Raw genomic sequence first — 13,389 nt, 5'->3', positions numbered from 1 at the left:
CAACGATAATCTTTTACGGGAGTGAGACATGTTTAAGAAGGGTATGCGCGTTCTTTTTGCTGCTGCAGCAGCATTGCCGCTTATCGCCAGCACCGCATGGGCTGAAGGTCTGATCTCAATCGTGGTCAACGATCCTTCGAACCCATATTGGTACACTGAAGGCGAAATCGCCAAGAAAACCGCTGAAGGCCTTGGCTATTCGGCTGTTGTTGGCGGCCACAAGGGCGACACCAACACAGAAAGCAACCTGATCGACACCGCGATCACCAACAAGTCGGTTGCGATCATTCTTGATCCTGCAAATGCTGACGGTTCTGTTGGTGCAGTTAAGCGCGCTGTCGCAGCTGGCATTCCAGTGTTCCTCGTGAATGCTGAAATCAACCAGGAAGGCCTTGCTAAGGCACAGCTCGTTTCCAACAACGCACAGGGCGCAGCACTCGGTGCAACGCAGTGGGTTGAGAGCGTTGGTGAAGAAGGCAAGTATGTTGAGCTGTTCGGTTCGCCATCAGACAACAATGCAGCCACTCGTTCGAACGGCTACGAAACTGTTCTTTCGCAGTACCCAGACCTCGTAAAGGCTGGTCAGGACGTTGCGAACTGGAACCGTACACAGGGTCACGACAAGATGCAGGCTTTGCTTCAGGCAAACCCAGACATCATTGGCGTTATCTCGGGTAACGACGAAATGGCTCTCGGTGCAATTGCTGCTCTGAAGAAGGCTGGAAAGCTTGATCAGGTTAAGGTTGGCGGTTTTGACGGTTCGCCAGATGCAGTTGCTGCAATCAAGGCCGGTGAACTTCAGTACACCGTTCTTCAGCCAGTTGCGATTTTCTCGGAAGCTGCTGTTAAGCAGGCCGACAACTTCATCAAGACAGGCAAGACCGGCGTTGACCAGGAAAAGCAGCTTTTCGATTGCTTCCTGATCACCAAGGACAATGTTGACAAGTACACTGCTCCATTCGTTCTGGAACAGTAAGAACCGACAAGATGGGGCGCGGTGTAGTCCGCGCCCCGTTTTTATTTTAGTACCGAGGCTATGAATCGGGACCGGCCAATAGGACATTGGCGGGCTGGGGACGAGTGATAGGCATGGTTACAAGCACGAAAGCAAGCATAGACAACCTTCTGACAGAGCAGGTGCCCAACGATAGTAGGCACGCGCGTCAGCTGGTTCGCCGCCAGCAAATTGCTGAAATGATTATGTCCGAAGGGTCAGTGCGGATTGAAGATCTGACCGAGCGTTTCGCGATCAGTCTTATGACAGCGCATCGCGATGTGGATGAACTGGTTAGTCGCGGCCTGTTTCGTAAATCGCGCGGCATTGTTTCCGCAGCACCCACAAGCCTTATTGAGGCCAGCGACCTCTATCGCGTCGCGCGCCAATCCGAAGAAAAGAAGCTGATCGCTGAAGCCGCGATGCAATTCGTAGAGCCGGGTCAGGCTATTTTTCTCGACGACTCCACAACCGTTCTCCAGATGGTGCCATATCTAGCGGATAAGGGTCCGCTGACGGTTATCACCAATTCGCTGATCCTGATGAATGAAGTGCGCGACATAAAAGATGTTACGTTGCTGGGTCTTGGTGGTCAGCTTTACAACTGGTGCAACGCCTTTGTTGGCGGCATGACAATCCATGAAATTCGTCGTTTGCGTGCTGATGTGGTTTTCATTTCGATTGCGGCAATCACCGATGATCTGTTGTTTCACCAATCGCCAGAAATGGTCGAAACCAAACGCGCAATGCTGGAGAGTTCTGCAAAACGCGTGCTGTTGACCGATCACACCAAGTTCGAGCGCCGCGCATTGCATAATTTTGGAGCGCTTAAGGATTTCGATGTGGTGATTGTCGATGACAAAACATCACTCGAACATGTTGAGCGGATGCAGGCCCAGGGCATTAATGTCGTCATCGCCGGCTCGAGCGGAACGAAAGAATAGCCGCAAGGCTCACGAATTTAGCGCATACATATCAGGAAATACAATCCATGCCGTCTTTGTTGGGAATCGATAGCGGACTGACCGTCACCAAGGCCGTTATCTTCGATGTTGATGGCACAACGCTTGCCGTTGCGCGCCGCCGCGTCCCTCAATATTTCCCAAAGCCTCGCCATGTTGAGCGTGACATGGATGAGTTCTGGAACGCAACAGCTGATGCAATTGCGGAAGCGATTGAAAAAAGTGGACGCCCGGCATCGGATATTCTCGCAATTGCCACCACTGCGCATGGCGACGGCATTTACATGCTCGACCAAGATGCGCGTCCGCTTGGAAAAGGCATCCTGTCGCTTGATAGCCGTGCTGTTGATGTCGCTGAACGCTGGTTAAGCAGCGCAGTGGCTGACCAGTCGATTGCGATTACGGGCCAGCTACCGCACGCCTCGGCTCCTTCCGCAATTCTGGCCTGGGTCAAGGAAAATGAGCCTGACCGCTATAATCGCATTGGTCATGTGATTGCCTGTAAAGACTGGCTGCGTTTTTGTTTGACGGGCGAAGTTGGCACTGACCGCACCGAGGCATCGACATCGTTCACTGATTATAAAACACAGGACTATTCCAAAGACGCGCTCAAGCTTTTTGGCCTTGAAGCGCTCTGGGATGCACTGCCGTCTATGTCGCGCTCCGACGAAATCATCGGTGGCGTTTCGCAGGAATGCGCCAGCCGTACAGGGCTTCTTGCGGGAACGCCGGTTGTTGGTGGCCTGCATGATGTGACCGCTTCGGCGCTCGGTGTCGGCGGTCTTAAGATCGGTACGGTTGCGGTTGTCGCGGGCACTTATTCAATCAATGAAACGCTGTCGTCCGAACCCCGTGTCGATAAGAGCTGGTTCTGCCGCAATGGCATCGCACCGGGTGAATGGAACAATATGTCCATCTCGCCTGCTTCCACCGCGAATTACGACTGGTTCCTTGATAAGCTTTGCCCGGCAGAACGTCGTGAGGCTGAAGAAACTGGCCGCTCGATCCACGATATGCTGCGCCCGGAAATCGACGCCGCGCTGGCAAAGCCTTCGACGGCACTTTTCCATCCTTATCTGTTTGGCTCGCCCTATGGTGCGATGGCAAGCGGCGCGTTCTTTGGTCTACGCGGTTGGCAGGAACGTGGCGATATGCTGCGCGCTGTGTGGGAGGGCATCGCCTTCAATCACCGTATTCATGTCGACCATCTCAAAGACGGCTTCGAAATTTCCGCAGCACGTTTGACTGGTGGCGTTTCGCGCAGCCCATCCTTTGCGCAAATGTTTGCCAATGTGCTGGGTATGCCGGTGACAGTGACCGATACCGATGAAGCAGCCGCATGGGGCGCAGCACTTTGCGCAGGCAAGGGCGCTGGCGTTTTTTCTGATGTCTATAGTGATCCGCGTGATCTCGATGCGATTGGCCGGACCTACGTGCCGGATGCGCAGCGCAGTGCAGATTATGAAAAGCGTTATGCGCTCTTCAAGGAAATAGCATCTGCAATGGGGCCAATCTGGTCCAAGATCGATGCCTTAACTGATTGAAATATAGCGAAGACAGTGAAATGAACGATTTCGTAAGCAGTGCCCAAATGAAGAACCGCATCAGCCAACTTGAAGCTGACGGTGTTGATGTTCTCATTCTGGGGGCTGGCATCAATGGTGCGGGTCTTTATCGTGATCTGAGTGAACAGGGCGTGAGCTGCTTCATTGTCGATAAGGGCGATTTTGGTTCTGGCACCAGTGCTGCGCCTTCGCGTCTTATTCATGGTGGCCTCAAGTATCTCGAAACCGGCGAATTTGGTCTGGTGGCGCAATCAACGGTCGAGCGCAATATCCTGCTGAAAAACGCGCCGCATAATGTTCGCCCGCTGCCGACATTTATTCCGGTGTTCTCGTGGACCAAGGGTATTCCCGCAGCGCTTCGGACTTTGTTTGGCTCGACTACCGCTCCACGCAGTCGTGGCGCGGTTCTTATCAAGATTGGTCTTGGTTTGTATGATTATTTTGGTGCGCGTGAGCGCGTCATGCCGAAGCATAACTTTCTCTTCAAGAAGAAAGCCTTGAAGGAAATGCCATATATGACACCGTCTATTGTGGGTGGTGGCATTTATTATGACGCATGGGTCAGCAAACCAGAACGCCTGGTTTATGAGCTTGTCAGCGATGGCCTGAAAGCCAATCCGAAAAGTGCTGCAGCGAATTTCACGTCGATTGTCGCCGCGAGGGACGGCGCAGTGAGCTTTGAAGGGCCAGAAGGCTCGGCTTTCACGGTTAAACCAAAGATCGTTATCAATGCCGCTGGTCCTTGGATCGATCATGTCAACGCGGCGCTTGGTAAAGAAACCAAGATGATTGGTGGCACCAAGGGTTCGCATATTTTGATCGATCATCCTGAACTGGTGAAGAGCCTTAAGGGCCGGATGATCTATTTCGAGGCAGATGATGGTCGTATCTGCCTTGTCTATGATTATCATGGCCTTGCGCTGGTCGGCTCAACCGATATTCCGGCCAATAATCCGGATGAGGTTTTTGCTGAAGACAAGGAAATCGATTATTTCATCGAGAGCCTGCGTTCGCTGCTGCCGAAGCTGAAATTTGATCGTAGCCAGATTGTTTACACTTATAGCGGTATTCGTCCACTGCCAGCGTCCAATGCGTCTGAACCGGGGCTCATCAGCCGCGATCATTCCGCACCAGTTATCGAACCGGATGCAGGCCGTCCGTTTGAGATCATTTCGCTGGTTGGCGGCAAGTGGACAACGTTCCGCGGTTTCGCTGAAGAAGTCGCCGACACGGTGCTCAAGCGCTTTGGCCGCGAGCGTCTCAAATCAACCCGCACTTTGACTATCGGCGGGGGTAAAGATTACCCAGCGGATGATCGTGCACGCGCCGCATGGGTGGCGAAATACGCCAAGGAAAATGGACTTGCAGCTGAACGCGTAGAGACGCTATTGCAGCGTTATGGCACGACCGCTCTGCCGATCATTCAGGACGAAGCCAAAGTTGGTGTTACACTTTTGCCTGATACAGACAGCATCAGTCGTGCAGAAATCGCGTGGATTGCGCGCAATGAGCTGGTTGTGCATCTCTCTGACGTTGTTTTGCGCCGCACGACACTGGCAATTGATGGCGCGCTGTCGGATGCCAATCTGGCTGCAATTGCCGATATTCTTAGCGTCGAGTTTAGCTGGGATGCTGCACGCAAGGCGCGGGAGCTGGAGCTTGTTCTTGCTGAGCTTTTAAAACGCCATGGCATGGTACTTGGAGATGAGCCCGCGAAACGTCGCTGATTTAGAATTAAAAAACCGGGCCATAGCCCGGTTTTTTTTAGATGCTTATTGAGCTAACCTCGTAGGGTGACAGGGAAATTATCTTGCCGTTTGGAACAGACATAGTCTGTTCATGCGGAGTGATGTTAACGAGCCAAATCTTGTCTTCCACTGCCATTGCCAGAACGTCAGATGGGCGCGAGGTCCGGCATTGTTTCCAGCTTTTGCCCGCAAGATCAGCCAGCACTTTTACGGTGTTAAACAGAGGGCGCTTGTGACCCGCAGCTGTCGGTTCGTTGTCACCAGCAATAAGTCCGAATGGGCCGGTGAGCGCCGAAAGTGTGAGGCTGTCGAGACCTGCATTCAGCACTGAAATGACATAGGCAAAAGCAAAGCTTTCCGCGAATTTTCCGTTATGGCGCGGATCGCGGTTGGCCATGGCAATACGTTTGCCATTCGGATTTTCCATCGTGCGGCTGCCATAGGGATTCTGGCGCATAGGAATGGTCGATGGTCCGATGCGATAGGGCTTATCGCCATAAATCGCACGCACCGAACGCGTGATGAAAGGCAGCGCTTCAAGCGTCTGCATGACGCTCAAATCATCCGCAGCATGCACAATGGGATTGGTGCAGTGGCTGACAAAATCGATCAGGTCACCGGGAACGCGCTTGCGATTAAGCTCGGTGAAATAGCTCAGCATGCCGCCGCCAAGCTGCACATCCGGGAAGGCTGCTCGTGCTGCCGCATAAACATCTTCAAGCGGCGGGCAGGGTGGCCATTCGCTCCCCGGCGGTGTCGATTGCCGATCGATTGCCGGTGAGATCATGATCGCGTCTGGCGTAAAGCCTGCCGCTTTCATGTCTGAGGCGATGGCCTTGGTTTCATCAATGAGTGATTTCTCGCAAGGCAATGCAATTTCAAGCGAAACGCGACCTTTGTGATGTTTTGTCAGTGCTGCAAAATCGACAAATGCTGATCCGTCATGACCCGCCAGCGGATCGTAGTGAAATAGCAAATCCTGCGGCGCAATCTCTTGCAAAACATCAATTGCAGCAAGGCTTGCTTTGGCCTCTTCCGGCGTGATGATGATGCCGATATTCGGCATGGCGCCGCTTGTCTTACCGAGCGTAATGCGCACGGGTTCAGCACTTTTCGTCGTCTTTGAATCAGCTTCGCGCGTGTCGCGAATATTGAGGACAATGCGCTGATGCAAAGGTTGCGCTGCTTCAAGCTGGTAAGGCCAAGGCAAAGCGAGCGGGCGCACATAGGTTTTGTAAGATGCATCAGACCAGTTGCGCTGGTCTTCCATCTCAAATGTATCGCCTTCCATACGGCACTCGGCGAAAACGCCCGGCATTGCCTCGTGGGTGATAGCGCGCATGTCCTTAAACGGTTGCCACGGTTCAATGAGATCAGGCAGATGGGTTTCGTTAAGCGTGCCATCGACATGTTCAACAGTGACAGGCGAACCGGCAACGCCGACAATCGGATGCAGAATGCAGAAACCGCAGCGGTTTGCTTCAAAGCCGGTTGCGGTGTTGGCCACGGCGTCAAAAGTCAGTTCGCCATTGCTATCAGCCTTAATACGCACATCGATAGCGAGTTGCGTTGCATCCGGGCCTTCGCAGCGTGCCTGATAGGAGACGCTAAAACCGCTGGCACTTTGCTCGACATTTAGATCGTGGATTGCCGGGCTGTAAGTCCCCCAGTCTCGATCACGCACCAAATAGGAGACTGCGCGCAGAATCTCCACACCATCATATTTGATGGTACGAAGATTGCCGTTGCTCAGATCGACTGACAATAAGTCAGCTTTGAGGTGCTGAGGCGGGGTTTCAGCCTCACGAGTGCCATACAGCAGGAAGGGATCGACGCTGCTCATTTGAGCAACGCCGTAATATCGACGCGATTGCCGCTTGCAGCGCTGTCATAGGCCGCTTCTACAAGCGCGAAAGTCTTGAGATTGTCAGCGCCCGAGGTTGAGGTTTCTTCACCCGATGCAAGCTTGTTCACCCAATGTTGCTGAATGGCAAAAACGCTTTCCTGAATATTGTGCCATGGGCGCGATGCCCATGAGAGCAATGCAGGCGAAACGTCAGAAACTGTAGTGCCAGCAGGCGTAATCACTTCAAGGCGATAACCCTGATAAAGACGGATTGAGCCTTCCGTGCCATCAAGTTCAATCAGCGTTTCCGGGAATGGATCGGTTTCGAGCTTGGTTGCATAGCTTACATCGACAATCGAAGTGGCGCCATTTTCATGGTCCATGAGAATGGTTGCAACGTCCTCGCCCTTGATCTTCGGGTTGACGCGCTTGGTGCGTGCGACAAGGCTTGTCACATCACCAAGGATAAAGCGCGCAATATCAAGCGTGTGGATGCCGAGATCTTCAATGATGAAGCGTTCACCTTCCGCAAGATATGGCTGGCCGGAAAACACGTCGAATCCCGAGCGGAACGAGAAACGGCCCCAGAATGGTGTACCGATAACACCGCTGTCGAGCGCTTTGCTAACGGCCTGAATAGGCGTTTGCCAGCGGAAGTTTTCATGCACCATCAACGGAATGCCTGCATCATCACAGACCTTAACCATGGCCTTGGCATCATCAAGCGTTTTGGCAAATGGCTTCTGGCAGATTGCAGGCACCTTATGAGCAGCTGCAAGTTCCACCAGAGCGCGATGGCTTGAAACGGTGGTGGCAATATCGACAAAGTCGATGCCGCCATCGGCGAATAGCGCGTTTGCATCCGTGTAGCGGCGTTCGATGCCGAACTGATCGCCAACAATCTTCAGCCGCTCTGGATCGCGGTCGCAGATCGCCACAATTTTGGCACCTGAAACATCATTCCATCCATGCATCTGATTGATTGCGAAGAAACCACAACCGATGAGAGCGCCATTCAAGTCTGCCATTTTTATCCTGCTTTTGCCATTTGCATGAGTGTTACGCGCTGCTGGAGGCGGCGCTGTGCCTGATCGACCACCACGGCAATGATGATGACAAGCCCTTTGATAACCATCTGCCAGAAGGACGAAACGCCCATCATAACCAGACCGTCGGAGAGAATACCGATAACGAAAGCACCGATGATCGTGCCGCCGATTGTGCCGCGTCCGCCCGACATGGAAGTGCCGCCCAGAACCGCCGCCGCAATGGCGTTCAGCTCAAACGAGTTACCCGTTGCCGGATGCGAAGCCATCAGTTCGGATGAAATGATAAGGCCAGCAATCGCCGCGCAGAAGCCCGAAAACATGTAAACGAACATCTTTACGCGATCAACGCGGATACCCGACATGCGTGCCGCACGTTCATTGCCACCAACAGCAAAAATCTGCCGGCCAAGTGGAGTGTAACGCGCGATGTAGGCGGCTGCGAGTGCGACAACGACGAGAATCCAGATGGATACTGGCAGGCCAATAATGCTACCCGCGCCCAGGAAGCCAAAGCCCTGTGTGCCAAGGTCTTCGCGTCCTACGAGGTTCGGGAAGGTTTGACCGTCTGATGATAGCAGTGCCAGACCGCGTGCCACATAAAGAGTGCCGAGTGTCGCGATGAATGGTGCAACATTGAGCCGCGTTATGAGTAATCCGTTGACGAAGCCAACGGCCACACCCACCGCAAGCGTGATCAGCGAGATTTCGATCACGTTGAAATACATCGTATAGCCAATGCCAAGGTCAATGCCGTAGATCAGCAAGCCGCCTGCGACCATACCGCAAAGGCCGACGATGGAGCCGACCGACAAATCGATGCCGCCGGTGATGATGACGAAGGTCATGCCCATGGCAAGGAATGCATTCAGCGCAACGTGTTTCGACATCAAAATGAGATTGGCTGTCGAAAGAAAGTTGGGTGCTGCGAATGCGAAGAAGATAAACACTGCAAAAAGCGCGATGAAGGTTCGCAGTTTCATCAGCGTCAGCAAAGCTGAGCCGCTCGAAAAGGTTGGGTCAGAGGCTGCCGTGGTTTTGGCTGTCATGACGCGAGTTCCCTTGTTTGTTGGTCATGGTCGGTGACATGTCCGTGGCCCTTAGCCGAAGCGGCAACAATGTCGGCTTCCGTCGCGTTTTCGCGGTCAAATATGGCAATCAGCTTCCCATTGCTGAGCACCGCGATGCGATCGGAGAGCGCCATGACTTCTTCCAGATCAGATGTTGAAAACAGAATGGCGAGCCCTTCACCGGCGAGCCTGCGCATGGTGCGGAAAACGTCAGCTTTTGCGCCGACATCAATCCCGCGCGATGGCTCATCCATCAGCAGAACTTTTGGGTTGGTCATCAGTGCTTTGCCGATGACAACCTTTTGCTGGTTACCGCCTGACATAGAGGTGACTTCAAAATCAGGGTTGGGCGCTTTGATCGCCAGATCCTTGATAGCTTCCTGAATAGCTTGCTTTTCACGCTTGGGCGCGATGTGGAAAAAACGCGCAAGACGATCAAGGCTCGCCAGTGTCAGATTGCTGGCAATCGACAAGATTTGCACCAGTCCTTCGCGCTGCCGATCCTCGGGGATCAGCGCCAGTCCGCGGCGAATACGGCGGGTGGTGTCGCGCTCGGCGATCTTTTTGCCGTCGATGTAAATCTCGCCGGTTGAATGAGCGTGCTGCCCCATGATGCATTCAAAGAACTCGGAGCGTCCGGCACCCATCAGGCCGTAAATCCCAAGCACTTCGCCTGCACGAACGCTGAGTGAAACATTGTCTACAGCCAGACCGCCGATGGCGCGGGGCAGGGTAATGTTTTCGGCGCGGAACATTTCCCCGCCCATTTTATGCGTGACAGCCTTGGCGAAATCCTTGGCATCAGAGCCAATCATCGAACGCACAATCCATTGCGTGTTGATGTTTTTGATTTCTTCCTGACCGGTGATCTGCCCATCACGAAGCACGGTGATGTAATCGCCAATGCGCATCAATTCTTCCAGGCGATGCGAGATATAGACGATGGCTACACCGCGACTTTTGAGATCAGCAATGACCTTAAAAAGAATATCAACTTCAGCAGCTGAAAGTGCGGAAGTTGGTTCATCCATAATGACAATGCGCGCATCAATCGAAACGGCTTTGGCAATTTCGACAAGCTGTTGCTGACCAATCGGCAGGTCTGCAACCATGGTTCGCGCATCAATGCCAGCATCCAGGCGGTCAAGATATTCATTGGCCTTTTTGATCTGCGCCTTGTGATCAATCCCGCGTATGCCGCGGGTGATTTCGCGCTTGGCAAAGATGTTTTCTGCAACCGACATGTTTGAAAACAGGTTCAGTTCCTGAAAAATCATTGCAATGCCGCGCTTTTGTGCGTCAGCAGGGCTATCGAAGGATACTTCCTCGCCGTCGAGAATGATTTTGCCCATGGTTGGGCGTTCTACACCGGCGATTATCTTCATCAATGTCGATTTGCCAGCGCCATTTTCGCCAACAAGCACATTGACCGAGCCGCGCCGCAATTCGAGATTGGCGCGCTTGACCGCGACAATGCCCGAATAGACTTTTGATACGTCCTCAAGTCTGAGGACGATGTCGTCCTTGTTTTTTGCTTCTGCTTCCATGGATTATTTCTCCAGAGAAATAGAAACAGGGGTGAACAGCGGCAATTGACCCTTTGATGGCATCGGGAAAGCGCCGGTTGTCGTCACTTTCATACCGATCAGGTCTTCACGTGGTAGTTTTGTGAGAATGGAGTCATTGACGAGAATATTGAATGACTTGCCGAATTGCGCCCATTCGATCTGGTTGCGGAACTCGTTGAAGTTGACAATTTTGAGAGCGTCTCGGATTGCAGTGCCACGAACGGTCGGCCCGATCTGCACACGAGCATCGGCCTTGCCGTCGCCATTGCTGTCGACATCGACATAGGCGGCACGCGATTTGGTTTCTGCGCCAACCACAGTGCCTTCAAGCTTGGTTGCGAAGGTCCACGGTGCATTGCCTTGCTTCTCGCGATGGCCGAACTTTTCGCCAGCCTCATCGAGATTGGTATTTGCAGCATCCATTACTTCGCCAAGCGATATGGATTTTTCTGCGAAATAAGGAACGACTTTGCCTTCCCAGATTTGCGCAACAGCGCGATCCGGGTTGAAATTATCGCCGCGTGCTTCTGCGGCTTCTTCTGCTGTTGGCGTCTTGATGATTTTGCAGCCCGAAAGCGCGACGCCGCAGGCCAGCAGGACAATGGAAGCTGACTTCAGCACTGACATGAGAATATCCTCGATAGAAGAAATACTGTCGGGAGCGCTAACTTTGAAATTTGCGCTCCCGACCTCGCAAGCCTTGGGAGTTAGTCCTTCAATGCGAAGGTTTCGAGCTTGTCTGCATTGTCAGTATTGATAAGAACGCAATCCATCAGCTGCTTTTCCTCAGCAGGACCTTTGCCGGTCTTGATGTACTGGTCAGCCTGTTCAACAGCCATCTGTGCCTGTGCGAAGGCTGGCTGAAGAACGGTTGCCTTGATGCCGCCCGCCTTGATCGAGTCGCGAACATCGTTCGAGCCGTCAAAACCAACGACGATCACGTCTTTGCGGCCAGCAGCTTCAAGCGCTGCCCATGCACCCATTGCCATGGTGTCGTTACCAGCGATAACGCCCTTGATGTCAGGGTTTGCCTGCAAAATACTCTGCATCTTGGTGAAGGCTTCTGGCTGGCTCCAATTGGCCGACTGCTGTGCAACCATCTTTAGATCAGGATAATCATCGATAACATCGTGATAGCCCTTGGATCGAATACCAGCATTCAGATCAGCTTCACGACCGAGAAGTTCGACGTAATTGCCAGCTTCGCCCATCAGCTTGACGAACTCTTCTGCACCGAGCTGTGCACCCTGATAATTGTTGGAAACAATCTGCGATACTGCTACGCCTGTGGCATTGATTTCACGGTCGATCAGGAAGGATGGAATGCCAGCGTCTTTTGCCTTCTGAACGGCAGCAATAGAGGCTTCCGAACCGGCATTGTCGAGAATGATGGCTTTTGCACCACGACCAATGGCCGTATCGACGAGCTGCGACTGCTTGTTAGCGTCATCATCATGCACGAGGATAAGTGTTTCGTAGCCAAGTTCTTTGGCTTTTGCTTCAGCGCCGACGGCTTCAGCTTTAAAGAATGGATTGTCATGCGATGGCGTGATGATCGCGATAAGGTCTGCCGCCCATGCTGGCATGACCGCTCCGCCTGCCAAGCTGGCCGAAAGAGCTGCGATCGCAAATCCGCGCGCAATTGTCCTACGTGTAAACTTCATGTTTTCCTCCCAATTAAAGCCCCATTTCCCAAGAGGCAGTGAAGGGAGAGCTTGCGCTCTCCCCGATAGATATTACGTGATGCGACGAATGCTTTCTGCAATCTCTTCTGGCTCGAACACGTTCTTCCAATCGTCGCGCATCAGCGCTGGAATGCCGAATTCGATTGCCTTGTTGCATGCATCCGAGAACACGCCCTGAACTTCGCCAAAGATGACAGCGCCCAGAACATTCATGTGGCCGAGCAGGAAGTCGCGTGCGGCTTCTTCAGGAACGCCGCGACGAACGGTTTCGTCCATGGCCTGCTTCATAACAACGAGAAGCGAAGCGGCAACGGTTTCCGAAAGACCTGGCTCGAGAATTGCGAGCTGCTCAACAGTAACGCGGTGCGAGCGCATGACAGGAGCCCAGATGACCTTGGCAACTTCTTCGCCCAAAGCATAAGCTTCTTCCGGACCCTGCATCAGAGCCGAAACGATGTGCTGCTTTGCAGCAATTCCGCCGAAGAAATCGCGCTTTGCAGCAGGATCGGTTTCATCGTTGAAGATTGGCGGATGGCAAGGATGCGTGACGAAATATGTCAGGTCTGCGCGTTCTGGCAGATGACCGGCAAATGGAGCAGCTGCATCGAGTGCAACAACCATGGTGCCTGGCTTTAGCTTGTCAACGATGCCCGCTGCAACCTTACCAATGATGGTATCTGGAACAGCCAGAATAACGACTTCTGCGCCTTCGAGGCCTGCATCAACATCGATTGTATCGATGCCGAGATCGTCTTTCAGACGTGCTTTACCGACTTCGCTGACTTCAATGTGGCGAACGTCAAAGCGCGAACCCTTGAGGTTCTTGGCCAGACGGTAGCCCATCTTGCCACCGGCGCCGAACAGAGCAATAGCTGTCATGATTGTATTTCCTTCCCGTAGTTTTG

The 13,389-nt window shown here is 53.1% G+C and carries 11 protein-coding genes; 4 read left to right on the top strand and 7 right to left on the bottom strand.

Annotated elements, in window-relative coordinates; all coding sequences use genetic code 11:
* Positions 1-28: 28 nt before the first annotated feature.
* The 4 genes from ACOZHT_RS07845 (at position 29) to ACOZHT_RS07830 (ending at position 5,248) form a co-directional block, all read left to right on the top strand.
* Positions 29-976 (top strand): D-ribose ABC transporter substrate-binding protein, encoded by a 948-nt coding sequence (locus tag ACOZHT_RS07845; protein ID WP_094506733.1) that lies wholly within the window; start codon positions 29-31, stop codon positions 974-976.
* Between the two features lie 113 nt (positions 977-1,089).
* On the top strand, positions 1,090-1,938 hold the full coding sequence (locus ACOZHT_RS07840) for a DeoR/GlpR family DNA-binding transcription regulator (RefSeq protein ID WP_339509806.1): 849 nt from the start codon (positions 1,090-1,092) through the stop codon (positions 1,936-1,938).
* Between the two features lie 47 nt (positions 1,939-1,985).
* Complete coding sequence (locus tag ACOZHT_RS07835) at positions 1,986-3,500, top strand: FGGY-family carbohydrate kinase (protein WP_339509804.1); 1,515 nt, start codon at positions 1,986-1,988, stop codon at positions 3,498-3,500.
* 20 nt (positions 3,501-3,520) lie between these two features.
* Complete coding sequence (locus ACOZHT_RS07830; RefSeq protein WP_421565549.1) at positions 3,521-5,248, top strand: glycerol-3-phosphate dehydrogenase/oxidase; 1,728 nt, start codon at positions 3,521-3,523, stop codon at positions 5,246-5,248.
* 37 nt (positions 5,249-5,285) lie between these two features.
* On the opposite strand, the gene apnL is transcribed toward ACOZHT_RS07830, so the two are convergent.
* The 7 genes from apnL to ACOZHT_RS07795 all read right to left on the bottom strand — a co-directional run bounded on the left by apnL (position 5,286) and on the right by ACOZHT_RS07795 (position 13,363).
* Positions 5,286-7,112, bottom strand: coding sequence for a D-apionate lactonase (apnL, locus tag ACOZHT_RS07825; RefSeq protein ID WP_339509802.1), 1,827 nt, complete (start codon positions 7,110-7,112; stop codon positions 5,286-5,288).
* The gene (locus ACOZHT_RS07820; protein ID WP_339509800.1) at positions 7,109-8,143 is read right to left on the bottom strand and encodes a Gfo/Idh/MocA family oxidoreductase; all 1,035 of its coding nucleotides are present in this window, start codon (positions 8,141-8,143) and stop codon (positions 7,109-7,111) included. The genes apnL and ACOZHT_RS07820 overlap by 4 nt, the downstream gene beginning before the upstream one ends.
* Positions 8,144-8,145: 2 nt before the next feature.
* Entirely contained in the window at positions 8,146-9,210 is a 1,065-nt protein-coding gene (locus ACOZHT_RS07815; protein ID WP_339509798.1) for an ABC transporter permease, read from the bottom strand.
* Positions 9,207-10,778 carry a sugar ABC transporter ATP-binding protein gene (locus tag ACOZHT_RS07810; RefSeq protein WP_339509796.1) on the bottom strand — a complete coding sequence of 524 codons (1,572 nt, stop codon included), beginning with the start codon at positions 10,776-10,778 and terminating at the stop codon, positions 9,207-9,209. Before ACOZHT_RS07810 ends, ACOZHT_RS07815 begins: the two co-directional genes overlap by 4 nt.
* A gap of 3 nt (positions 10,779-10,781) precedes the next feature.
* On the bottom strand, positions 10,782-11,426 hold the full coding sequence (locus ACOZHT_RS07805) for a DUF2291 family protein (protein ID WP_339509794.1): 645 nt from the start codon (positions 11,424-11,426) through the stop codon (positions 10,782-10,784).
* Positions 11,427-11,506: 80 nt separating this feature from the next.
* Positions 11,507-12,463, bottom strand: coding sequence for a D-ribose ABC transporter substrate-binding protein (locus tag ACOZHT_RS07800; protein WP_339509792.1), 957 nt, complete (start codon positions 12,461-12,463; stop codon positions 11,507-11,509).
* Positions 12,464-12,535: 72 nt separating this feature from the next.
* Complete coding sequence (locus ACOZHT_RS07795) at positions 12,536-13,363, bottom strand: phosphogluconate dehydrogenase C-terminal domain-containing protein (RefSeq protein ID WP_339509790.1); 828 nt, start codon at positions 13,361-13,363, stop codon at positions 12,536-12,538.
* Positions 13,364-13,389 lie beyond the last annotated feature (26 nt).

This window comes from Ochrobactrum sp. EDr1-4, from assembly GCF_049199085.1.
Classification (GTDB): Bacteria; Pseudomonadota; Alphaproteobacteria; order Rhizobiales; family Rhizobiaceae; genus Brucella.
This window is presented reverse-complemented; position numbering and strand designations above follow the sequence as displayed.

What these genes read in the sequence shown, in the direction of transcription:
- ACOZHT_RS07795 (WP_339509790.1), bottom strand. Translation starts at nt 13,363, where the DNA reads ATGACAGCTATTGCTCTGTTCGGCGCCGGTGGCAAGATGGGCTACCGT.
- ACOZHT_RS07830 (WP_421565549.1), top strand. Translation starts at nt 3,521, where the DNA reads ATGAACGATTTCGTAAGCAGTGCCCAAATGAAGAACCGCATCAGCCAA.
- apnL (WP_339509802.1), bottom strand. Translation starts at nt 7,112, where the DNA reads ATGAGCAGCGTCGATCCCTTCCTGCTGTATGGCACTCGTGAGGCTGAA.
- ACOZHT_RS07820 (WP_339509800.1), bottom strand. Translation starts at nt 8,143, where the DNA reads ATGGCAGACTTGAATGGCGCTCTCATCGGTTGTGGTTTCTTCGCAATC.
- ACOZHT_RS07815 (WP_339509798.1), bottom strand. Translation starts at nt 9,210, where the DNA reads ATGACAGCCAAAACCACGGCAGCCTCTGACCCAACCTTTTCGAGCGGC.
- ACOZHT_RS07800 (WP_339509792.1), bottom strand. Translation starts at nt 12,463, where the DNA reads ATGAAGTTTACACGTAGGACAATTGCGCGCGGATTTGCGATCGCAGCT.
- ACOZHT_RS07810 (WP_339509796.1), bottom strand. Translation starts at nt 10,778, where the DNA reads ATGGAAGCAGAAGCAAAAAACAAGGACGACATCGTCCTCAGACTTGAG.
- ACOZHT_RS07805 (WP_339509794.1), bottom strand. Translation starts at nt 11,426, where the DNA reads ATGTCAGTGCTGAAGTCAGCTTCCATTGTCCTGCTGGCCTGCGGCGTC.
- ACOZHT_RS07840 (WP_339509806.1), top strand. Translation starts at nt 1,090, where the DNA reads ATGGTTACAAGCACGAAAGCAAGCATAGACAACCTTCTGACAGAGCAG.
- ACOZHT_RS07845 (WP_094506733.1), top strand. Translation starts at nt 29, where the DNA reads ATGTTTAAGAAGGGTATGCGCGTTCTTTTTGCTGCTGCAGCAGCATTG.
- ACOZHT_RS07835 (WP_339509804.1), top strand. Translation starts at nt 1,986, where the DNA reads ATGCCGTCTTTGTTGGGAATCGATAGCGGACTGACCGTCACCAAGGCC.